This is a genomic window from Kitasatospora sp. NPDC091207, assembly GCF_044768625.1.
Classification (GTDB): Bacteria; Actinomycetota; Actinomycetes; order Streptomycetales; family Streptomycetaceae; genus Kitasatospora.
Genome location: NZ_JBIVVS010000021.1, coordinates 128,375 through 149,605, shown reverse-complemented (window position 1 = coordinate 149,605; position 21,231 = coordinate 128,375). Strand labels below are relative to the sequence as shown.

Here is a 21,231-nt window from a genome sequence, read left to right as displayed (position 1 = left end):
CCCCACGAAGCTTCTCCACCTCGGCAAGATCCACAGACCGCAGCATGCACCGCCGCGACCCCCAAGATCAAATCAACCTAACGAAGTACTACTAGTGCCTGCCGCGGAGCTGCCGGTGGCCCGGTGTCCTCTGGCCTGGCCGGGCCGGATCGTGGTCGGTGAGCCTAGGGCGCGCGGCCCACCGCGACCGGGACCAGCGGAGGAGGCCGACCCGGCCGTTCGGTCCGTACCGTGGTGGGATGACCGTTGATCTTGAGAAGTACTTCGCCCGCATCGGATGGGAGGGCGAGCCCGCGCCCACCGTCGAGAACCTCCGCTCCCTGCACCGCGCGCACGTGCTGGGCATCCCGTTCGAGAACCTCGACGTGGTGACCGGCTCGGTGCCGTCGTTGGACCTCGCGGATCTCCAGGCCAAGCTCATCGACAGCTCCCGCGGCGGCTACTGCTTCGAGCACAGTTCGCTGTTCGCCGCCGTGCTGGACCAGTTGGGCTTCGAGGTCACCCGGCTCACCGGCCGGGTCCGCCTCGGCGCCCGCCCGGGGGAGGTCCGGCCGCGGACCCACATGGTGCTGGCCGTCCAGGTGCCCGGCGAGCCCGGTCGTTTCCTGGTCGATGTCGGGTACGGCTCGCGCACGGCCCTGCTGGAGCCGCTGCCGATGATCCCCGACCTGGTCCGCGAGGGCGCCGGGCGCACCCACCGCCTCGTCGTCGAGGAGGCGGACAGCCCCGCGCCGCGCTGGGTGCTGCAGGCGAGGACGGGCGAGGGCTGGGAGGACCAGCACGTCTTCACCTTGGACCCGGTTCCGGCGCCCGACCTCACGATGTCCAACTGGTTCGTGGCCACCTACCCGCGCTCGCCGTTCCACCGCTTCTACATCCAGCGCACCCGGCCCGACGGTCATCTGCAGCTGGACGGGAGGACGCTGACGCGGACGGATGCCGGGGGTGGCACGTCGGTCCGCGAGGTCGAAGGCCCGGGTGAGCTGGTGGAGTTGCTGGAGTCCGAGTTCGGGATCGTCCCGCCGCCGGGGGTGGCGGAGGCGTTCTGAGGGAAGGGCGACAGCCCCGCGCCGCGAGGGCGCGGGGCTGCCGCGAGACGGGGCAGGTCAGCCGCCGGCGAATTCCCCGGAACGAACTCCGACGAGGAACGCCTGCCAGGCATCGGCACTGAAGGCGAGCGCGGGGCCGTAGGGGTCGTTGCTGTCCCGGACGGCTCGACCGCCGTCACTCAGGCTCGCCACCTCGACGCACTCGCCACCCTGTTGGGAATAGGACGACTTCTTGAACGGGGCTACCGGATTGATCCTGTTCACTCTTCCACTTCCTCTCTTCGTGCGGGAGTTCTGAAGCAGGGCCAGGAGCAGCTGGGGGTCCGGCAGCCCACGCCGTGCGGCGCGGGCTGCCGGACTGGATGAATCAGCGGTGGTCGGAGAAGTCCCCGGAACGGACTCCGGCGACGAACGCCCGCCAGGCATCGGCACCGAAGCCGAGCGCGGGGCCGTGCGGGTCCTTGCTGTCCCGGACCATGACGGCGCCTTCCAACGTGCCGCACTCGACGCAGTCATCGTTCGGATTGCTTGCGGTGGCCTTCCTCCACTTCACGGGGAGGGTTGAGGCGTTGGAGTGAAAGGTCACTTGAGCTGGTCTCTCTTCTCTTTGATAAGGCTGTGTGACTGTTCGAGATCGAGGGCGGTCGCCATGATCTCGTCGAAGGCCGCGCGGTAGACGTCCACATGGGCTGGATCTTCGACCCAGTTGCTGTTGAGCATGCCGCTCAGCAGTACAAGATCGAGGTCCCGCTGTCGGAACTCCAGGAGGGCGAAGGGGCCGGTCATCCCTGGGTGCGGCGGAGCCATCGCGGGCATGATCTGGATGTTGACGTTCGAAAGCTCGCTGAACTGAAGCAGCTTGTCGAGTTGATCGGTCATGAGACCCGGAGCTGCAGCCATCGCCAAAGCTGACTCATGGATGATCGCCCACAGCTTCAGTGGGGCATCGGATCGGGTGAGGACCGACTGCCGGTTGATCCGTACATCCACCTGCTCCGGGATGCTTGCAGGCTTTATGACGGCGCTGGAGATGATCGTGTGTGCGTACAGCCGGGTCTGGAGCAGCCCTGGAATGTAGGTCTGCTGGTAGGTCTTGTGCCCGAGCGCGGTCTCTTCGAGTCGGATCAAGTCCGTGTAGAGCGGATTCAGCTGTTCGAAGCCGGCCACCCAACCAGGCCGGCGCTTGTCCCGAAGGATCTCGACGAGGACTTCCTTCAACTCCGCGTCGCACTCGTAGAAATCGAGGAGCGCGCGGACGACTTCGGGCTTCAGCTGAACGCGGGCGTTCTCGTACCTGCTGAGCTTCACCAGGTTGACGCCGTCGACCTGGGCGGCCACCTCTTCGGCCGACAGGCCCTTGAGCTCGCGAAGTCTCCTGAGCTCGGCCGCGATGCGCCGGTAGCGCACGGCTGGCACTGCAACTGCCATGTACGTAAGCCCTCCTGACCTGTCCGAGGACCAGTGTGCATGCCGTGGACGGTGCTTCGCCACCGCCTACTGCGAGCTTAGAGGCGGCACCTTGGGCTTAGGAGTGAAAGTTTTCATATTTGCTCGACATGACTTGCAGTGCCGCTGCGCGGTGCTCCATGCTGGGAGTAGCGGGCTGATGACGCACAGTGACATGAGTGACCGGCAGAAGCGTCTTCTCCGCTGACGGTTCACGCTCTCATTGCGTTTCGCGTTTCCTCACCTCGCAGTTCACGTGAGTGACCACGGCGGCTCGTCACCAGGCGCCCCCTGCCTCGGTCCTGCCGTTTCCGTGGCTCGATGCCCCACGCTCGGAAGGTGGCTACGCCCATGCCCGAAATCCTCGACCAGCCTCCCCTCCCCGCCGCTTCGGTCGGCTGCTGGCTCCCGTGCAGTCGTCGGTCCCCGGCCGAGGCGCGGCGAGTGCTCGAAGGGCTCCTCGCCGTACTTCGGGGGGTGAACGCTTCGCCGACGTCGGGCTGTTGCTCGTCTCGGAGCTGGTCACCCATGCCGTTCTGCACGGGACGCCCGCCGGGAACCGGGTGGAGTTGGTGCTCTCCGTCGACCACGAGCGCCTCAGGATCGAGGTGCACGACGCCCGTGCCGACCAGGGGCCGGTGCTTCGGGCGGCCTCCGTCGGGGACGAGGGCGGGAGAGGGCTGATTCTCGTCAAGTCCCTCTCGCTGCGCTGGGGTTGCTGCCCGCGCAGGGGAATCGGAAAGATCGTCTGGGCCGAGTGCGGCCCCGAGGCCGCGCCTCCCGCGTCCCTGCGGGCCACCGCCGAGGGGTGCGCCGTATGAGGAGCGATCACCGGCTCGTCACGGCCGGGATCGCCGGGATCTACTCCTGGTGGTTCCTGCGCTGCTCGCGCGCCCCCGCCGCGCGCCTCCTGCGGGCCGAGCGGCGCCGCCTCGACGCCGAGGTGGCCCTGCATCTCCCCGAGGCGGCCCGCCGTATCCGGTGGCGCGTCCAGGCCGAGCTTGCCCGTCGGGCCCGCTGACACGCCGGCGGCCCCGGAGCCGGGGCTCCGGGGCCGCCGGGGAAGGCGGATCAGGCCAGGACCTCCTCCGCCAGGTACTCCTCCCGCACTTCGCGCGGGCCGAACGGCCAGGTGCGTTCGGCCCGGGCCCAGAGCAGGAAGGCACCGCAGCCCGCGACGACCCAGGCGAGCGACCACTCGATGGGGTGGAAGCCGGGCGCGTTGCGGTCCGCGTAGCCGTAGATGACCAGCCAGCCGACGGCCGCGACGATCCCGGGTGCCGGGTAGAGCCACATCCTGTAGGGCCGGACCAGCCCCGGCTGGCGGCGGCGCAGCACGGTGACCGCGACGATCTGGGCGAGGGCCTGGACGATCACCATCACCGTGGTGAGCAGGTTGATCAGCAGGGTGAGCGGCGGGTGCGTGGTGCTGTTGCCGAGGTGGCGGCCGAGCAGGAACCCGGCCGCGGTGAGCGCGCCCATGGCGGCGAGCCCGTACACGGGGAAGCCGTGCCTGGGGTGCAGCCTGCCGAAGGCGCGGAAGAAGACGCCGTCGCGCGCCGCGTCGTACGGCACCCGGGAGCCGCCGAGCAGGCCGGCGAGCACCGAGGCGAAGGCGGTGATCAGGATCAGCACGGTCACGACGTCGGCGGCGCCCTTGCCCCAGGCGCTCTCCAGGACGGCCGAGGCCACCGACTTGGAGGCGACGGAATCCGGGTCGAGCATCGCGTGCCAGTCCATCGCGCCGAGGACGCCGATCTGGAGCAGCAGGTAGATGGTCATGATGCCGACGATGGACAGCACGATGGCACGCGGCAGTACCCGGCCGGGTTGCCGTACCTCGGCGCCGAGGTAGGCGGCGGTGTTGTAGCCGAGGTAGTCGTAGATGCCGATGGTGAGGCCGGCGGCGAAGCCGATCCAGAACTGGCCGTGGGTGAGTTCGACGGCGTGCGCGGGCCAGTCGAAGGCGCGGCTGGGGCTGAAGTGGGTGTAGCAGGCGACGATCACGGCGAGCACCGAGAGGATCATCACGCCCCACATCACGGTGGTGAGCCGGGCGATGTTCTCGACCCGCCGCCAGAGCAGGACCACCACCAGGGCGCAGAACCCGAGTCCGACCGCGTCGCCCTGGCCGTTCGTCATGCCGGGCCAGAGGTAGCCGAGGTACTGGACGAACCCGACCACCCCGGTGGACATGATCAGTGGGATGAAGAGCATGGCCGTCCAGACGAAGAGGAACGGCATCAGCCGCCCGGTCCGGTACTGGAAGGCCTCGCGCAGGTAGACGTAGGTGCCGCCGGCGCCCGGTAGCGAGGCGCCGAGTTCGGCCCAGACCAGGCCGTCGGCGAGGGCGAGGGCGGCGCCGGCGATCCAGCCGATGACGGCCTGCGGGCCGCCGAAGGCGGCGACCATCAACGGGATGGTGACGAACGGTCCGATGCCGCACATCTGGCTCATGTTGAGGGCGGTGGCCTGGAACAGGCCGATTCTTCGGGACAGGCCAGGGGTCACCGGGGCCTCCGGACGTGGGGGAGCGGGCGCCGGACGGGGTGCCGGGGGGTTCAAGTTAGGGAGCATTACTTACTTCGTCAAGATGCCGGGGTGAAACGGGGGTTGCGACGGTTGACCATTGGGAAACTTTCCTAACGAAAGTCATTGACCCGGCGGCCGGGTGCCCCGATCCTGGTGGCGCCCGCCACGGTCGCCGTCGAACCGTCCGCGAGTGCTCGCCCGTCCTCCCCCTGATCCGACGCCGCCGCGCGGAGGATTGACGAAAGTGAGTTGGCATGCACAAATCCATTGGAGTCCGCTGCACCGCCCCGCTGCTGGCCGCCGCGCTCGGCTCGGCGGCCCTGCTGCTGGCCCCGGCGGCCACCGCGTCGGCCGCCCCCGCCGCTCCGCTCGCTCCCGCCGCCACCGCGGCCGTGCCGGCGATGGCCGCCGCGCCCTACGAGTACCTGGGCTGGGGCAGCCCGCAGAAGCCCACCGACGTGATGAAGGCGGCCGGGGTGAAGTGGTTCACCCTCGCGTTCGTCCTCTCCGACGGCGGCTGCACCCCGAAGTGGGACGGCAGCCGGGCGCTCACCGGCGGCTCCGACGAGGCCGCGATCAAGTCGATCCGGGCGGCCGGCGGCGACGTCGTGGTCTCCGTCGGCGGCTGGAGCGGCAACAAGCTGGGCGAGAAGTGTTCCAGCGCGAGCGCGCTGGCCGGTGCCTACCAGAAGGTCATCGACGCCTACCAGCTCAAGGCGCTGGACATCGACATCGAGGACACCGAGTTCTCCAACGCGACGGTCCGTCAGCGCGTCGTCGACGCCCTGAAGATCGTCAAGACCAAGAACCCGGGCATCGTCACCTACGTGACCATGGGCACCACCCCGAGCGGCCCGGACGCCACCGGCAAGGACCTGATCAAGCGCGGAGCGGCGGCCGGCCTCGCCAACGACGGCTGGGTGATCATGCCGTTCGACTTCGGCGGCCACAGCGGCACCATGGGCCAGGCCTCGGTCAGCGCGCTGGAGGGCCTCAAGGCGGCGGTGAAGAGCGCCTACGGCTACAGCGACGACGCCGCCTACCGCCACATCGGTGTGTCCTCGATGAACGGGAAGACGGACGAGGCGGGCGAGACCGTCACCACCGCCGACTTCCGGACCATCCTCGCCTACGCGCAGCAGCACCACCTGGCCCGGTACGCCTTCTGGTCGGTCAACCGCGACCGCGCCTGCGGCGCCGGCACGGACGCCGACGCCTGCAGCGGCGTCGCGCAGTCCCCGTACGAGTTCACCAAGATCGTCGTCCAGTACCAGGGTTGAGGAGTACGCCGATGTCACCGCTGACCACCACGCGCCTCTGTCGCACGACCGCCGGACTGCTCGCGGGCGCCGGCCTGGCGGCCGGGCTGCTCGCCGCCCCCGCCGCGTCCGCCGCCGCGGGGCAGGCCGCCGCCGCGCCCGCCGTGCCGTTCGGCAGCCACCGCTACCCGTACGCCGCCGGGATTCTCAAGCCCACCGGCGCGCAGGCCGACCTGGACCAGAAGGTCGTCGCCGTCTACAACGCCTGGAAGGCCGCGTTCGTCAAGCAGAACTGCGGCAACGGCTGGTACCAGGTGATCTCGCCGGACGCCGACCACCCGTACGTGGCCGAGGCCCAGGGGTACGGCATGGTCGTCACCGCCACCATGGCCGGTGCCGACCCCAACGCGAAGACCGTCTTCGACGGCCTGGTGAAGTACGTGCTCGCCCACAAGTCGGTCAACAACGCCGATCTGCTGGCGGCCGAGCAGGACTCCTCCTGCAAGTCCGTCAACGGCTCCGACTCGGCCACCGACGGCGACCTCGACGTCGCCTACGGGCTGCTGCTCGCCGACCGGCAGTGGGGCAGCGCGGGCACGTACAACTACAAAGACCTGGCCGTGAAGCACATCAAGGCGATCAAGGCGAGCGAGATCAACCCGAGCACGCACCTGACGCTGCTCGGCGACTGGTCCACCAAGGGCGACTCGACCTACTACGTCACCCGCTCCTCGGACTGGATGATCGACCACTTCCGTGCCTTCCGGACCGCCACCGGCGACGCCGGGTGGGACACGATCCGCACCGCGCACCAGAGCCTGATCACCAAGCAGCAGAGCGGCTACGCCCCGAACACCGGACTGCTCGCCGACTTCGTGGTCAACACCAACGGCACGGCCAAGCCGGCCGCCGGCGAGGTCCTGGAGAGCCCCAACGACGGGGACTACTCCTGGAACGCCTGCCGCGACCCCTGGCGGATCGGCGCGGATGCCGTCACCAGCGGTGACGCCGCCTCGCTCGCCTCGGCGCGCCGGATCAACTCCTGGATCAAGGGCAAGGCGGCCGGCAACCCGGCGAACATCGTGACCGGCTACAAGCTGAACGGTTCGGCCTTCGACAGCGGGCACGACATGGCGTTCACCGCCCCGTTCGTGGTCACCGCGATGACCGACCCGGGCTCGCAGGCCTGGCTGGACGCGCTCTGGACCAAGCTGGCGGCCACCCCCGTGGACCAGAAGCTCTACTACGGGAGCAGCGTGCAGCTCCAGTCGATGATCGTGGCCTCCGGCAACCACTGGGTGCCGTAGTGGCGGCCGCAGGAAGGCCCCGCGACACGGGGACGGCGGCCGCCAGGGCCGGTGGCGCGGTACTCGCCGCGGCCGCCCTGGTCCTCGGGGCGGTGGCGGCGCCGGCCTCGGCGACCAGCGCCCCGGCGGCGGTCACCGCGAGCACCGACCACCAGGCCGAGGACGCCGTGCTGACGCAGGCGAAGGCGGCCACCAACCACAGCGGGTACACCGGTACCGGCTTCGTCGACTACACCAACACCACCGGTTCCGCCGTCGAGTTCACGGTGAGCGCCACGGCGGCCGGCAGCGCCTCGCTGGCCTTCCGGTACGCCAACGCCGGGACGGCGAACCGCCCGATGGACATCGCGGTCAACGGGAAGGTCGTCGCCGCCGGCGTCGCCTTCCCGCCCACCGCCGACTGGGACACCTGGGCGGACCGGACCGTCGGCGTCACCCTCGCCGCCGGCGCCAACCGGATCCGGGCCACCGCCACCACCGCCGACGGCGGCCCCAACCTCGACCGCCTCCGGGTGGACGCGGCGGCCGACACCACCCCGCCGAGCCGGCCCGGCCCGCCGAACTGCTCCGCCGTCGGACCGAACGGCCTCACCCTCGGCTGGGGAGCCGCCACCGACAACGTCGGCGTCACCGCCTACGACCTCTACGAGCACGGCAACAAGCTCGCCGAGGCGCCGGGCACCGCGACGTCCTGGCAGCTCACCGGGCTGACCCCGGCCACCACCTACAACCTCACCGTGATCGCCCGGGACGCCGCCGGCAACGCCTCGCCGGCCAGTGTCGCGATCGACTGCACCACCACGGCGAGCACCGACCCGCCGCCGAGCGCGCCGGGCACCCCGACCGTCTCGGCGGTCACGGCCACCGGGGCCACTCTGACCTGGGGCGCCGCCACGGACGACCAGGGCGTGGTCGGCTACGAGGTCCGCAGCGGCAACGCCGTGGTGGCCACCGTGACCGGTACCCCGCCGGCCACCACGACGGCGGTCACCGGGCTCGCCTGCGACGCCCCGTTCGCCCTGTCGGTGGTCGCCCGGGACACCGCGGGCAACGTCTCGGCACCGTCCGGCACCGTGTCCTTCACCACCGCCGCCTGCCCCGCCGACGGCGGGGTCCCGGGCTCGCCGACCGCCCTCTCCACCGGGTGGACGATTCCCTGGGGCGTCGGCTGGCTGCCGGACGGCAAGAGCGCCCTGGTGACCGAGCGGGACAGCTTCAAGGTCTTCCGGCTGACCACCGGGGGCACCAGGACGGCGGTCGGCACCGTGCCCAACGCCGTCACCACCGACGGCGAGGGCGGCCTGCTCGGCATCGCCGTCGACCCCAACTGGTCGGGCAACCACTACGTGTACCTGATGCACACCGCCGCCGAGGGCAACCGGATCGTCCGGATGACGTACGACGGCAGCACGCTGGGCGGCTACAAGGTGCTGCTCCAGGGCATCAAGAAGAACCGCTACCACAACGGCGGACGCCTCGCCTTCGGCCCCGACGGATACCTGTACGCGTCGACCGGTGACGCCCAGACGTCCTCGCTGGCCCAGGACAAGAACTCCCTCAACGGGAAGATCCTGCGGCTGACCACCGACGGCAAGGCGGCTCCCGGCAACCCGTTCGGCAGCTACGTCTACAGCTACGGCCACCGCAACCCGCAGGGCCTGGCCTTCGACCGCAACGGGCGGCTCTGGGAGGCGGAGTTCGGCGACTCCAAGCGCGACGAGCTCAACCTGATCAAGCCCGGGGCCAACTACGGCTGGCCGACCTGCGAAGGCACCTGCGACGTGGCGGGGATGACGAACCCCAAGGCGAGCTGGCCGGTCAACGAGGCCTCGCCGAGCGGGATCGCCGTCGTCCGCAACGTGGTCTACATGGCGGCGCTGCGCGGTGAGCGGATGTGGCGCATCCCGATCGACGGGAACACCGAGAACGTCGGCACGCCGACCGCGTACTACGTCGGCGCCTACGGGCGGCTGCGGACGGTGTCCAAGGTGCCCGGCGCCGACCGCCTCTGGCTCACCACCACCAACGCCGACAACAACGGCGGGGCGGCGGACGGCGCCGACAAGGTCTTCACGGTCTCGATCGGCTAGGGAACGGTCTCGATCGGCTTGGAGGGGAGCGAGGAGGTCGAGCGGCCCGGGTCCGGCGGCACAGCCCGCCGGGCCCGGGCCGCTCGGTGCGTCGGCCGCTCGGTGCGTCGGCCGCTCGGTGCGTCGGCCGCTCGGTGCGTCGGCCGCTCGGGCCCGGACCTCCCGGGCTACGCCGTGTCGCGGTCGATCTCGCTCTCCCGGACCAGCCAGAGCGCGAGCACCGCGCCGACCAGGCTGACCACACCGCCCAGCAGCAGCACGGCGTTCAGACCGTCCAGGAACCCCGCGCGGGCGGCGTCCTCGATGCCCTGCCGGGCCGGCTCGGGGAGGGTGGCGAGGACCTCCGGCAGGCTGCCGGAGGACACCGCCTCGGTCAGTTCGCGCGGGTGGGCGCCCGCCGCGGTCGGCGTGCCCGCCGTCAGTTCGCGGACCTTGTCGGCGCCCCGGCCGACGAAGATCGCCCCCCAGACGGCGATGCCGACCGCGATGCCCACCTGCCGGAAGGTGTCGTTGATGCCGGCCGCCATCCCGCTGTTCTCCTTCGGCACCACGCTGACCGCCACGTCGGCGATCACCGGGTTGATCAGGCCGACGCCCACGCCGCCGGCCAGGAAGCCGGGCAGCAGACCGGTCCAGTCGTCCCCGGGCTGGACATCTCCCATCAGGAGCAGGCCCGCACCGATCGCGAGGAGGCCGGCGAAGAGCATCAGCCGGGCCGGCACCCGGGAGAGCATCAGGCCGGAGATCGGGGCCACCACGAAGCTGAGGGCCGTGATGGGCAGGTAGCGCACACCCGCCGCGAACGGGGAGAGCCCGAGGTAGTTCTGCAGGTACAGCGTCAGGTAGAGGAACAGGGCGAAGAGCGAGCTGGACACCGCGAACGCGGCGAGCTGCACGCCGGTGAACGCGTGCCGGCGGAAGAGCCGGAGCGGCAGCATCGGCTCGGGGACGCGGAGTTCGATCAGCACGAAGGCGAGCAGCAGGACGGCCGATCCGGCGAACAGCGAGACGATCAGCGCGCTGCCCCACCCTTCGGCGTTGCCGCGCACCAGCGCCAGGACGAGCAGGAAGAGGCCGCTGCTGAACGACGCGACCCCGGCCCAGTCGATCCTGGTGGCGTTCGGATCGCGGCTCTCGGCCAGCTTCAGGTAGGTGACGATCAGGGCCGCCACCCCGATCGGGACGTTGAGGTAGAAGATCCACTCCCAGCCGAGCGAGTCGGTGAGCGCCCCGCCGACCAGCGGGCCGACCGCCACCGCGACCCCGATGGTCGCCCCGTACAGGCCCATCGCGGTGCCCCGCTCGCGGCCGGGCGGGAACTCCTGGGCGACCAGCGACAGCGACACCGCGAACATCACCGCGCCGCCGACGCCCTGGATCGCGCGGGACACGTTGAGGAAGGTCGGGTTCGGGGACAGGGCGCAGAGCAGCGAGGCGGCGGAGAAGATCACCAGGCCGGCGGCGAACATCCGGCGCCGCCCGAGGCGGTCGGCGAGTGAGCCGGCCGTCAGCACCAGCGCGGCCAGGGACAGCGCATAGGCGTCGAACACCCACTGCAGATCGGTGAAGTCGGCACCGAGGTCCTTGCGGATCGACGGCAGGGCGACGTTCACCACCGTGATGTCGAGCAACAACATGAAGGTCGCGACCGAGACGGCGATGAGGGTCCACCACTTGCCTTGCACGGCAGCCGGTCTCCTTGGCCCGCCGACCGGGGCTCGGTCGGGAAGGCACCGACCGTACGCAACGTCATGGTGCGAACCGGGGCAAACACGGCCGGGCAGGCGCATATAGGCCCTGTCCGGCGGAGACGGCGGGTCCGGGTGCGGCCCAGGAGCGGCCCAGGAGCGGCCCAGGAGCGGCCCGGGTGCGGTCGGGTCTGGGCCGGCGGCTCGGTGGCGCGCCCGGTTCGACGAAGGGTGATCGGCGAAGGCCCGGTGCTGACGCTCCGTGGCCGTCAGATCTCGATCTGCCAACGAGGTGTGGGAAGTGTGCGAGTGGCGTGTCGCCAGCCTGATTGAATCACGAACATCTTTTCATCGGAACGGAGCGTTCTCCTCTTATGTCTTCACGGATGCGCGGCGGCCGTCGCGGCCTGGCCGCCGTTGCCGGACTTGTCCTCACCGTCGGTCTCGCCCTGACCGGGTGCGACCCGTCGCCGGCCGCCAGTGCCACGGCCGCCGCCACCCCGCCCGCCGTCACGGCCCCGCCGGCCCCGGTCACCACGGCCGCGCCGACCACCCCCGCGCCGACCACCCAGCCCCCGGTGGTGACCGACCCCGCACCCGCGCCGGCGGTCGCCACACCGGTGCCGCCCGCGGAGCCGGCGCCCGTGCCGACCACGGCCAAGCCCCAGTCGCCCGCCCCCAAGCCCCAGCCGCCCGTCACCAAGGCGGCGCCGGAGCCCAAGGCGACCACCGTGAAGCCGCCGGCGGACCCGGAGCCGGCGCCCACGCAGCCCAAGACGGCCGCCGGGGACTGCGAGATCCGCTCCAACGCCGGCAATTGCTACAAGGCGGGCCAGTTCTGCCGCGACGACGACCTCGGCAAGACCACCCACGAGGCCGGCGGCCGGGTGATCTACTGCCGGATGGTCAGCGGCAAGCCGCACTGGCAGGCCTGATCCGACGGCCCGCGTCGACGGTGTGCGGTGGTGAAGGCGCCCGGCAGCCCGCGCTGCCGGGCGCCTTCGTCGTCCCGAGCCGGTACGGCGTCCCTGTCGGTGTCCCTTTTCGGTGCTCCTGCCGGTGTCGCTGTCGTCGGCGGCCCGGGGCGGGGCGCTCTGCGGCGCGGCGGTGATCAGCTTGCGGGCGGGGTGGCGAGCGTTTCCCAGAAGAGCCGCTCATAGGCCTGGAGCAGCCGGCCGTACTCGCGGGCGGCGTTGAGGGTCGTGGTGTCGAGGGTCGCGGCGGTGTGGGGCGTGGTGTCGAGGATCGCCGGGTCGTCGGCGGTCCCGGCCGCGTTCGGGGCGGCGGCCGCCCGCTGCCGGGCGCCGTTCTGGTCGGCCTCCGTGATCGGGGCGAATCCGGGCTCCCCCCGCTGCGCCACCCGGGTCCGGGCCGCCGCCCACCGGGCCCAGGCCCGGTCCAAGGGGGCGGAGCGAGGCCGGCACAGTCGATCGGGCGCCCGGCCGGGCGCCGTGACCGTGCGGGTCAGGCCGGCACGGTGGCCGGCCGGCCGAGGTGCCGGGCGAGGAATCGGACGGCGCTGTCGGCCTCGAACCTGGGCAGTTCCTTGTGCCGGCCCGCGTTGGCGTGCAAGGTCTTCTCCTTCGAGGCGAAGGCGTCGAACAGGGCGAGGCCGGCCTCGCGTGGGATGTGCTCGTCGTCCCACTGCAGGGTGAACTCGACCGGGACGGTGATCTGCCGCGCCTTCTCGGCGAGGGCGTCCGGCCAGTGCTGTCCGAAGACCGCGGCCGTGATCCTGGGCTCGACCGCGACGAGCGGTACTCCGATCGCGGTGCCCATGTTGATGCCGAAGTAGCCGACCGGACCGTCGGTGCCGATCTCCGGGAGTTCCTGGAGGGCGTCCAGGGTCGCCCGCCACTCGGGTACGGCGAGTTTCGCCAGGTGCTCGTTGTAGCGGACGACGATCGGGCCCTCCGGCTCGCCGGCCGACCTCGCCCGGTACAGCTCGGCGATCTCCCGCTCGTCGTGCGCGGTGCGCGGCCGGTCGCCGTGACCGGGCGCGTCGATGACGGCGACGTGGAAACCGCAGCCGGTCACGAGCAGCTGGGCGCGGCCCGCCATCGCCGGATGCTTCTTGTGGGTGCCGCCGCCGTGGCCCATCAGGACCAGGGGGGCGCGGTCGGCGCCGGAGGCCGGCGACCAGAGAACTCCGGGGACGTCGCCCACGGTGAAGTCGCGCTCGATCATGCCGTTCGCGGACGACTCGGCGGTGAACTGCGGAGAGTGCACGGGTGGTGCCTTTCGGGAGTGCCTTGGGGTCGAGGCGCTCCCGGCGACACCTACGTCGATCGCCCGGCCGTGACGGCAAGGGGGAGCACCCATATCGGTACGGCGTTCATGGGTCTCACCTCCTCGGGCGGTGTCACGGTCGACCGCAAGCTACCAGCCCGGTCAGCGCCGTTGCCAACAGTTTTCCCGGCCGACCGGGCAGGGTGTCACCGGGCAGGGCGTCACCGGACGGACGGCGGCCGGGTTGTCAGTGCCGGGTGGAATGCTGCGGGCATGAACGAGAACGACGTGCGCGAGGTGCCCGGCGGGGCCGACGCCGGTCCGCCGGTGATGGCCTGGGCGCGGTTCTGGCAGCTCGTGGAGCTCCTCGGCGGCGAGCCGGGTACGGCGACGTGCCACGGCGTCGCGGAGGGCTGCGCCCGGCTGACGGAGGCTCTCGTGGACGGGTCGGTGGAGCAGGTGATCGGCTTCGGCGAGCGCCTCGCGGAGGCGCTGTACCGGTTGGACCGGGAGGAGCTCGGCTCGCTGCCCGTCCGGTCGGCGGGGTTTCCCGGCGGGCCGTCGGCGCAGTCCGACGACGGTTTCCTGTACGCGCGGGCCGCGGTGGTGGCCGCCGGGCGGGAGGTCTACGAGGGGGTGTCGGGCGCCCCCGAGCGGTTCGCGCCGTTCGTCGGGCGGCACTGCGAGGAACTGCTCTACGTTCACGAGGACGCGTACGAGCGGCTGACCGGCGAGGAGTGGGACCTCCTCACCCGCTACGACTACGAGTCGTGTGCGAACCGGGACGGCTGGCCCGGCCTGAACGGGTGAGTGACCGGGGCCGCCCGCGCCGGGCCGTCCACGCCGCCCGCCTCGGGGAAACCCGTTGGTGGGCGGGTCGGAGCCGCCCGTAGACTCCGGTGCTCGTGACCGAGACCAGTACCCCCGCAGCCGCCCGCGCCGCCGACGCCGAGCTGATCGGCTCCGCCGTCGCCGCCGCCGGGCAGGGCATGATCGACCGCGAGACCGTGGCCGAGGTGGTGGTGCTGTGTGCCGTCGCCGGCGAGCACCTCCTGGTCGTCGGCGCACCGGGTACGGCCAAGTCCGAGGCGGTGCGCCGGACCGCCGGGCAGCTCGGTGGCCGCTACTTCGAGTACCTGCTCGGCCGGTTCACCGAGCCCAACGAGCTGTTCGGCCCGGTCGACCTTCGTCAACTCCGTGAGGGCCGGGTGGAGTTCGAGACCGCAGGGATGCTGCCGGAGGCCGAGATCGCCTTCCTCGACGAGGTGTTCCTCGGCTCCACCGCCGTCCTCAACACCCTCCTCGGGCTGCTCAACGAGCGGGTCTTCCGGCGCGGTCGCACCGTGCTGCACAGCCCGTTGCGGGTCTGTGTCGGCGCGGCCAACCACTTGCCGGACGATCCGGCGCTCGCGGCCTTCGCCGACCGCTTCCTGGCCCGGGTGTTCGTCGAGCCGGTGGCGGACGCGCGGCTGGAGGAACTGCTGGAGGCCGGCCGCCGGGCCGTGGCGGCCCCGCTCCACCCGCGCGATCCCGCCGAGCCGCGCGATCCCGCCCACCCGCGCGACCTCGCTGCCCCGGGCGGCCGGCCCGGACCGGCCGGCGCCACCGGCTCGGCGGACCGGCTCGCCGCCCTCGACCGGCTCGCCGCCGCCGCCCGCGCCTGCGACCTCGACGAGGTCACCCCGCTGGTGGCCGCCGCACTGCGGCGGCTGCGCGGTGCGGGCGTGCCGATCAGCGACCGGCGGGCGGTCCGCTCGCAGAAGCTGGTCGCCGCCGCCGCCGTGCTCGACGGCCGGAGCACGGCCTCGGCCCGCGACCTGTGGGTGCTGCCGCTGGTCGCCCCCACCGCCGACGCCCAGGCGCAGGCCCGCGACACCCTGGCCGACCTGATCGAGAAGGCCGCCAACCACAGCCTGGTGCACGCCGCCGAGGAACTGTCCCGCAGCTCGGCGGCCCGGGCCGAGCGGCTGGTCCGCACCGGTGCCGCGCTGCTGGCCGCGCATCGCGCGCTCCCCGAGGGACGCGACTCCCGGCTGCGGCTGGAGGCCGCGCTGCGCGAGATCGACGCCGGCTTCGACCCGGCCGACCTCTCGGGCGCACTGGCCGGGATACGCGCCGAGCTGGTTTCGGCGGTCGCCCCCTCGTGACGGCCTCCGCTCCACCGTCCTTCCCGCTCCGCTGGGAGCGCCGCGAACCGCCGCTGCCCGCCGCCGGCGTGCTCGCCCTGGGTGACGCCGTGCCCGCCCTGGCCGTGGCCGCGCGCGAGCGGCTGGTCGACGGCGCCCGGCTCGGCGTGGTCGCCGGCGACGGCGCGCTGCTGGTCCTGGGGGCCGAGTCCGACCTGCCCTGGGCGGACGGCATCCGCTACCTGGGCCTCGACGCCGGCGTGCTGGTGCCCACCACCGCCCGCCCCCGGCCGGCCGCCGCGCTCTGGCGCACGGCCGTCGGCGCCGAGGGCGACCGGCTCTGCGTCCTGCTGCCCGGCCACGCGCTGGTCGCCGACCCGCCACCCCCGACCACCGACCCGGCCGCGCTGGACCCGTACACCAGGGGCGCGTGCACCGGTGACGCGTCCGGCGAACCGCACGACGGTGACGCGTCCGGCGAACCGCACGACGGGGACGCGTCCGGCGATCCGCACCACGGGGGTGCCCCGCGATGACCACCCGACTCCCCGCCGCACTGGCCCCCTGGGCCGCCGGACTCGCCGCCCTGACGCCGGAACTCGCCGTCGCCCTGGGCCCGTTGCTGCGCCGCCTGGACGCCCTGATCGGCGAGAGCGAGCCCGCCGCCGACGATCGCGGCACGCCGGACGGGCACGGCGGGCTCACCCGCTCCGGCCGGCCCGACCAGCTGCTCCCCTCGGAGTGGCTGCTCGCCGACGAGGCCCCCGACGAGTTCCTGCGTCGCCTGGCCGAGGGGGAACTCCTCCACCTGGCACCCGAGTTCCGTGCCCCGACGGTGCGCGGCCGGATCGTCGCGCTGGCCGACACCGGCCCCACCCAGGCCGGCGCCGGCCGGCTCGTCCAGCTCGCCGCCCTACTGGTGCTGCACCGCCGGGCGGCCGCGCGCGGCACCGAGCTGGTCGTCGGCATCCTCGGTGACCCGCCCGGCGAATGGCTCACCGGCGACCTCCCCGAACTGCTGCCGGCGTGGCTCGCTGCCCGCCGGCACGCCGACCCGACGCCCGAGGACGTCCGGCGGGCCCGGCAGGGGCTGGACGCCGCCGACCGGGCCTGGGTGCTCACCTCACCCCGACTGGCCGACCGGCTCGCCTCCCGGCGGCGCGTCCTGGCGAGCGAGTCGAGCGGCTGGGGCGCGGCCGGCGCCGTCCGCGTCGCCGTGCACCTGGCGGGGACGCGTGTCGAGCTGCCGCTGCCCGCGACGCAGATCGCCGTCCGGGCGCTGCGCGGCGCCGAGTTCCGCCGGGCCGCGCCGGCGCTCCTTCCGCTTCCGGTTCCGGCCGGCACGACCGGGCGGGCGCTGCCGGCCTTCACCACCGAGGCCCGCACCCTGCTGCTGCGGGGCGCCCGGGCCGCCACCCTGCTCGCGGTCAACGTGCCCGTCGGGCCGCAGCACGCCGTCCCGCTCCAGGTCCGCCGCCACCAGCTGCACGGTCCGGTCGTCGCGGCCGGCCGGACCGGCCGGCGCCTGATCGCCCTTCAGGTCAGGGGGGACCTGCTCGTCCCGTACGTCAGCGGCCGCCCGCTCGGGGAGGGCGGCGAGTACACCGCCGAGGCGGGCGCCCTCGGCCTCGACCGGGCCCGGCTGGAGGACCTGCTCAGCGGCCCGGTCCGGCCGGTGCTGCGCGAGGGCGACGATCTGCTCTGCCCGCTGGCCGGCCGGTGGTGGCGGATCGGGCGGAACGGGAACGCCCGCGACGACGGCCCCTTGGCCCCGGGCACGGAGGAACGCGGCTTCCAACGGTTCCGGGAGCGGCGGCTGTCCGGGCACCCCCTGCTGCCCGAGGCCGAGCGGGCCCGGCACGTCGTCCACGGCGGCGCCACCCAGGGCTGGTCCGAGGACGGCAGGAACTGGGTGCTCCGGTGCGGGCAGGGCGATCCGCTGGAGATCTCGTTCCGGGAGAACGCCGACGTGGTCGGCCTCGTCCACGACGGCGAGCAGCCGGCCCTGATCACCTGCACCCGCAGCGGCCGGCTGGTGCGCAGCATCCGGGCGGACGGCACCCGCACCCTCAGCCGCTTCTCCGGCGGCTCCGCCCCGCCCGCCGTCCACCCGACCCTGCCGCTGCTCGCCGCCGAACCGCGTCCGGGCCGGATCGTGGTCGGCGACGCCAACACCGGCCGCGTCCACCACCACCTCGGGAGCGAGCAGTGAGTTCGACCGCCGCGGCGTTCCGCGCCACCGTGACCGCGGCGGGCTTCGTCCTGGACGTCCCGGTGATCGGCGCGGCCGAGGCCGCCGGGCGCGTCCTGGCCCACTGGGCGGACGGTGCCGACCTGCGCCGGCTCCCGGACGGCCGCTGGCTGCTCGTCCTCGCCGAGCCGGTCGGGACACGGGGGGACCGCGCGCCCGGGCTGCCGGTGCGGCGCTCCGGCGGCGGGCTGGCGGCCGTCGGCACCGAGGGCCTCCCGGTGCCGGCGGGCCGGCTCGCCCTCGCCGTGGCCGGCGTGGTGACGACCCACCGGATCGCGGACCTTCCGCCGTTGGACCCGTCGGACTGGCTCGACCCGACCGGGCTCACCCCGCACCGCCTCGCGCCGGTCGGCGTGGTGGCCGAACCCGGGCCCGTCGTCGAGGACCTGGCCCGCCCGGCCCGGCCGGACCTGCGGGCGGCGGCCGGCGTCGGGGCCCGCTCCGCGCGCGCCCGCCGCCTGATCGAGGCGGCTCCGGCCGGCGGCCGGCGGCGCCCACGGCTGCGTCTGCCGGGCCGGCTGGGACCGGCCGGCCTGTTCCGGTGGTTCCGCCTGCCCCGCTGGGGCGACGCGTCCGGCCGGGTGGCGTTCGTGACGGTGGCCGTCCTGATCGTCGTGGGCGCCGTGCTGCTGTCCCTCTGGTTCGCCCGGCTGGTCCTGGACCGGGGCCTCCATTCCTCCGGCGGGCTGCTCGTCGTCCTGGCCGTCGCCCTCACGATCGCCCGGGCCCGGAACAGCCTGGGCGGCACCCCCGGCGGCTCCCGCTCCACCGCGCGGCCCGCCCCGCCGGCGGCCGCCCGGCCGCGTCGCACCCGCCGGCCGCTGCTGGGCGGCCTGCTCGCCCGGCTCGTCGTACGCACCCCCGCCGGCCGGCTCGTCCAGGGCCGCCACGCCCGCTACCTGCGGGAGCTGACCCACGCCTTCGAGCAGCGCCGCTGGGACGACGCCCTGCGCGACGCGCTCCGGCTGGCCGACGATTCCCCCGCCGCCGAGCAGGGCTGGCTCTCGCTCGGCCTGCCCCGACGCTTCGCGGGCGCGCTGCGCCCGACCCCCGTCACCGGCGGGCCGGCGGGGGTCTCCCCGCTGTCCGGCTCGACCGTGCGGCAGCATCTGTCCGGTCTCTACCGGCAGGCCGCCGCCGCTCTGGAGCGCGAGGGGCGGATCGACGAGGCGGCGTTCGTGCTGGCCGACCTGCTGGCCGCCCCGGCCGAGGCGGTCGCCCTGCTGGACCGGCACGGCCGGGCCGCCTCGGCCGCCGAACTCGCCGAGGGCCGGGACCTGGCCGCCGATCTGGTGGTGCGGCTCTGGTGGCGGGCGGGTGAGCGCGAGCGGGCGATCCGGACGGCGCACCGCCGGGCGGCCTTCGCCGTCGCGGTCGAGCGGCTGGGCGCGGACGACCCGCGGGCCGGGCGCGAGCTGCGCACCGCCTGGGTCGAGCACTGCCGTACGAGCGGGGACCGGCTTGGCGCGGTCGAAGCGGCCTGGCCGGACGAGACACTGCGGCCCTCGGTGGTGGCCGACCTGCGGGACGCGGTCGCGCTCGGCGGCCCGGCGCGCGGCCGGGCGCTGGCCCATCTGCTGGCCCTCGGCGCGGGCGAGGCGACCCGGACGCTCGCGCTGGCCGTCCTGACGGACGACGGCCCGGGCGCCGGCGAGCACACCGCCGCCGGCGAGGACCCCGAAGCCGGCCGCACCGAAGCCGACCGCGACGGAACGGGCGGGCGCGAGCGCGCGTGGACGACCGGCCGGTCCGCGCTGGCCACCGCGCTGGCCGGGCTGCCGGGCGCGGACCCGGCGGGTGATCGTGAACTCGCCACGGCGGCGGTCCGTGCCGTGGTCCGTGACGGCGGATTCGGCGGCTTCGGTGGTGCGGGCGGCTCGGGCGGCACGGTCGACCAGCGCACCGAACAGGCCTGGTTCGGGCAGCTGATGAAGCGCGCCGACCCGCTGGCGGCGGCCGACCTGCCGCGCCCGCGCCGCACCGCCCGGCCCGCGGCCGGCGGCCCGGGAGACCAGGCCTTCGTGGACCGGCCCGGGACGCTCCCGGTCCTCGACGCGGCACGGCTGGAATCGGGTCTGCTGCTGGTGGCCTGCGGTCAGGCGGGGGTGCGGCTGCTGGGGCCCGACGGCCGGGTCCGGGCCCGCTGGGACGTCCCGGCGGACGAACTCGTCCTGGCCGACCACGGCGGCGCCGCCCTGCTGGTGGCCCGGTACGGGCAGGTCCGCGAGGTCGCGCGGCTGGATCTCGGCACCCGGGCCGTCCGGTACTGGAGCACGCTGCGGGTGCGCCGGTTGGCGCCCACCTTCGACGGCCGGCAGCTGTTGACCGTGGACGAGGACGGTATCGCCGTCCTCGACACCCTGGCGGCCCGCCCGACCGTGGTGTGGCGTGAACTCGGCGGCGAGCAGCGGCCGGTCGGCCCCGTCGTCCGCACGCCGACGTCCTGCGCGTCCGTCGTCGCCTCCCGGCTGCCCGGAGGCGGGCAGTTGACGGAGCTGTGGCGCTGGGACCAGCCCGGCTGGGAGCTGCGCGCGCGTACCGGGCTGGACGCCGGGCTCCTCACCGAGGGCACGGTGCCGCTGGCGAACGGCCGGCTGCTGACCGCCGAGCCGGAGCCGGCCGAGGGCCGTACCGCGCTGCGGTGGTCGGGCGAGCAGGTGGCGGCGGAACGGTTCGTCGAGGGCACCGCCCCGGCGGGCCCGGTCGTCGACGGCGAGCACTGGGCGCTGACCCTGTCCCCGGCCGCCGACGGCACCGTCCACGTCCGCACCGGTACCGCGACCGCCACGACGACGCCGCGGACGCTGGTCCTGCCGAACGCGGTCGCGGCGCGGAGCACGCCGGGGGAGGCGGGCGCGACCACGCCCGCGGTGGGCCTGCGCCACCACGGCGGCGCGCTGACCCTCTGGCACCGTTCCGGACGCCTGCTCGCCACCACCGCCGACGGCTCCGCCGTCCTCGCCAACCTGCGGGTCACCGCCGACTGACAGCGCCCCGTTCCGGCTCGGGGCGGGAACGGGGCGGAAATGGGGCGGGAACGGAGCGCGTCCGGGAGGAGCCTGCGGAGAACCCCGCCGAGGTGCCGGTCGACGCCGGCCGCCAGGCCGAGGCCACCGCTCCGCCGCCGGGGTGCGCCGAGGACCCGGCCCGATCCACGGCCCCGGCCGCCCCCGGGCGGGCGCCGTCCACGAGCGGGCGCGGTGGTCGCGCGGGCCGGCCCTGACCGCCGGTCACCGCCGGACGCGGTGGCCCCG

General features: G+C 73.8%; 19 protein-coding genes. 12 read left to right on the top strand and 7 right to left on the bottom strand.

The genetic code is table 11. The annotated features are described in order from the left end of the window. Positions 1–239 precede the first annotated feature (239 nt). Complete coding sequence (locus ACIQTO_RS29050; RefSeq protein ID WP_402394013.1) at positions 240–1,049, top strand: arylamine N-acetyltransferase; 810 nt, start codon at positions 240–242, stop codon at positions 1,047–1,049. Between the two features lie 57 nt (positions 1,050–1,106). Here the strand turns inward: ACIQTO_RS29050 and ACIQTO_RS29045 are convergent, their stop codons facing one another. The 3 genes from ACIQTO_RS29045 to ACIQTO_RS29035 all read right to left on the bottom strand — a co-directional run bounded on the left by ACIQTO_RS29045 (position 1,107) and on the right by ACIQTO_RS29035 (position 2,477). Then, the gene (locus ACIQTO_RS29045) at positions 1,107–1,313 is read right to left on the bottom strand and encodes a DUF397 domain-containing protein (protein WP_402394011.1); all 207 of its coding nucleotides are present in this window, start codon (positions 1,311–1,313) and stop codon (positions 1,107–1,109) included. Positions 1,314–1,416: 103 nt separating this feature from the next. Then, positions 1,417–1,602 carry a DUF397 domain-containing protein gene (locus ACIQTO_RS29040; RefSeq protein WP_402394008.1) on the bottom strand — a complete coding sequence of 62 codons (186 nt, stop codon included), beginning with the start codon at positions 1,600–1,602 and terminating at the stop codon, positions 1,417–1,419. A 29-nt stretch (positions 1,603–1,631) separates the two neighbouring features. Next, on the bottom strand, positions 1,632–2,477 hold the full coding sequence (locus ACIQTO_RS29035; protein ID WP_402394006.1) for a helix-turn-helix domain-containing protein: 846 nt from the start codon (positions 2,475–2,477) through the stop codon (positions 1,632–1,634). Positions 2,478–2,755: 278 nt separating this feature from the next. Here ACIQTO_RS29035 and ACIQTO_RS29030 point away from each other — a divergent pair, with 278 nt between their 5' ends. After that, positions 2,756–3,316, top strand: a complete 561-nt coding sequence (locus ACIQTO_RS29030) for an ATP-binding protein (protein ID WP_402394003.1) — start codon at positions 2,756–2,758, stop codon at positions 3,314–3,316. Further along, positions 3,313–3,516 carry a hypothetical protein gene (locus tag ACIQTO_RS29025; protein WP_402394001.1) on the top strand — a complete coding sequence of 68 codons (204 nt, stop codon included), beginning with the start codon at positions 3,313–3,315 and terminating at the stop codon, positions 3,514–3,516. Before ACIQTO_RS29030 ends, ACIQTO_RS29025 begins: the two co-directional genes overlap by 4 nt. 50 nt (positions 3,517–3,566) lie before the next feature. Here ACIQTO_RS29025 and ACIQTO_RS29020 read toward each other — a convergent pair whose 3' ends face one another. Further along, positions 3,567–4,952 (bottom strand): APC family permease, encoded by a 1,386-nt coding sequence (locus ACIQTO_RS29020; RefSeq protein WP_402394021.1) that lies wholly within the window; start codon positions 4,950–4,952, stop codon positions 3,567–3,569. Between the two features lie 329 nt (positions 4,953–5,281). On the opposite strand from ACIQTO_RS29020, the gene ACIQTO_RS29015 reads away from it, so the two are divergent. Genes ACIQTO_RS29015 through ACIQTO_RS29005 form a run of 3 tightly spaced genes read left to right on the top strand, consistent with a single transcriptional unit; the run spans position 5,282 to position 9,683 of the window. Further along, positions 5,282–6,307, top strand: a complete 1,026-nt coding sequence (locus ACIQTO_RS29015; protein WP_402393998.1) for a chitinase — start codon at positions 5,282–5,284, stop codon at positions 6,305–6,307. Positions 6,308–6,318: 11 nt separating this feature from the next. Next, positions 6,319–7,593, top strand: coding sequence for a glycosyl hydrolase family 8 (locus ACIQTO_RS29010; protein ID WP_402393995.1), 1,275 nt, complete (start codon positions 6,319–6,321; stop codon positions 7,591–7,593). Further along, positions 7,593–9,683: a PQQ-dependent sugar dehydrogenase gene (locus ACIQTO_RS29005; RefSeq protein WP_402393993.1), complete on the top strand. Its 2,091-nt coding sequence runs from the start codon at positions 7,593–7,595 to the stop codon at positions 9,681–9,683. The genes ACIQTO_RS29010 and ACIQTO_RS29005 overlap by 1 nt, the downstream gene beginning before the upstream one ends. Before the next feature lie 167 nt (positions 9,684–9,850). On the opposite strand, the gene ACIQTO_RS29000 is transcribed toward ACIQTO_RS29005, so the two are convergent. After that, positions 9,851–11,368, bottom strand: coding sequence for an MFS transporter (locus ACIQTO_RS29000; RefSeq protein ID WP_402393990.1), 1,518 nt, complete (start codon positions 11,366–11,368; stop codon positions 9,851–9,853). Between the two features lie 389 nt (positions 11,369–11,757). Here ACIQTO_RS29000 and ACIQTO_RS28995 point away from each other — a divergent pair, with 389 nt between their 5' ends. Then, entirely contained in the window at positions 11,758–12,306 is a 549-nt protein-coding gene (locus ACIQTO_RS28995; protein ID WP_402393987.1) for a hypothetical protein, read from the top strand. Between the two features lie 176 nt (positions 12,307–12,482). Here the strand turns inward: ACIQTO_RS28995 and ACIQTO_RS28990 are convergent, their stop codons facing one another. Continuing rightward, entirely contained in the window at positions 12,483–12,731 is a 249-nt protein-coding gene (locus ACIQTO_RS28990; protein ID WP_402393984.1) for a hypothetical protein, read from the bottom strand. 104 nt (positions 12,732–12,835) lie between these two features. Then, complete coding sequence (locus ACIQTO_RS28985; RefSeq protein ID WP_402393981.1) at positions 12,836–13,600, bottom strand: alpha/beta hydrolase; 765 nt, start codon at positions 13,598–13,600, stop codon at positions 12,836–12,838. 273 nt (positions 13,601–13,873) lie between these two features. Here ACIQTO_RS28985 and ACIQTO_RS28980 point away from each other — a divergent pair, with 273 nt between their 5' ends. The 5 genes from ACIQTO_RS28980 (at position 13,874) to ACIQTO_RS28960 (ending at position 20,964) form a co-directional block, all read left to right on the top strand. Continuing rightward, entirely contained in the window at positions 13,874–14,410 is a 537-nt protein-coding gene (locus tag ACIQTO_RS28980) for a DUF4240 domain-containing protein (protein ID WP_402393978.1), read from the top strand. A 95-nt stretch (positions 14,411–14,505) separates the two neighbouring features. Beyond that, positions 14,506–15,747, top strand: a complete 1,242-nt coding sequence (locus tag ACIQTO_RS28975) for an AAA family ATPase (protein ID WP_402393976.1) — start codon at positions 14,506–14,508, stop codon at positions 15,745–15,747. Next, positions 15,744–16,262 (top strand): hypothetical protein, encoded by a 519-nt coding sequence (locus ACIQTO_RS28970; protein ID WP_402393973.1) that lies wholly within the window; start codon positions 15,744–15,746, stop codon positions 16,260–16,262. Before ACIQTO_RS28975 ends, ACIQTO_RS28970 begins: the two co-directional genes overlap by 4 nt. Further along, a complete protein-coding gene (locus ACIQTO_RS28965) occupies positions 16,259–17,938 on the top strand; it encodes a hypothetical protein (protein ID WP_402393970.1) in 1,680 nt (559 codons plus the stop codon). Before ACIQTO_RS28970 ends, ACIQTO_RS28965 begins: the two co-directional genes overlap by 4 nt. Next, entirely contained in the window at positions 17,935–20,964 is a 3,030-nt protein-coding gene (locus tag ACIQTO_RS28960; RefSeq protein ID WP_402393967.1) for a bpX6 domain-containing protein, read from the top strand. Before ACIQTO_RS28965 ends, ACIQTO_RS28960 begins: the two co-directional genes overlap by 4 nt. Positions 20,965–21,231 lie beyond the last annotated feature (267 nt).

What these genes read in the sequence shown, in the direction of transcription:
- ACIQTO_RS29050 (WP_402394013.1), top strand. Translation starts at nt 240, where the DNA reads ATGACCGTTGATCTTGAGAAGTACTTCGCCCGCATCGGATGGGAGGGC.
- ACIQTO_RS29035 (WP_402394006.1), bottom strand. Translation starts at nt 2,477, where the DNA reads ATGGCAGTTGCAGTGCCAGCCGTGCGCTACCGGCGCATCGCGGCCGAG.
- ACIQTO_RS29025 (WP_402394001.1), top strand. Translation starts at nt 3,313, where the DNA reads ATGAGGAGCGATCACCGGCTCGTCACGGCCGGGATCGCCGGGATCTAC.
- ACIQTO_RS29020 (WP_402394021.1), bottom strand. Translation starts at nt 4,952, where the DNA reads ATGAGCCAGATGTGCGGCATCGGACCGTTCGTCACCATCCCGTTGATG.
- ACIQTO_RS29015 (WP_402393998.1), top strand. Translation starts at nt 5,282, where the DNA reads ATGCACAAATCCATTGGAGTCCGCTGCACCGCCCCGCTGCTGGCCGCC.
- ACIQTO_RS29010 (WP_402393995.1), top strand. Translation starts at nt 6,319, where the DNA reads ATGTCACCGCTGACCACCACGCGCCTCTGTCGCACGACCGCCGGACTG.
- ACIQTO_RS28995 (WP_402393987.1), top strand. Translation starts at nt 11,758, where the DNA reads ATGCGCGGCGGCCGTCGCGGCCTGGCCGCCGTTGCCGGACTTGTCCTC.
- ACIQTO_RS28980 (WP_402393978.1), top strand. Translation starts at nt 13,874, where the DNA reads ATGAACGAGAACGACGTGCGCGAGGTGCCCGGCGGGGCCGACGCCGGT.
- ACIQTO_RS28965 (WP_402393970.1), top strand. Translation starts at nt 16,259, where the DNA reads ATGACCACCCGACTCCCCGCCGCACTGGCCCCCTGGGCCGCCGGACTC.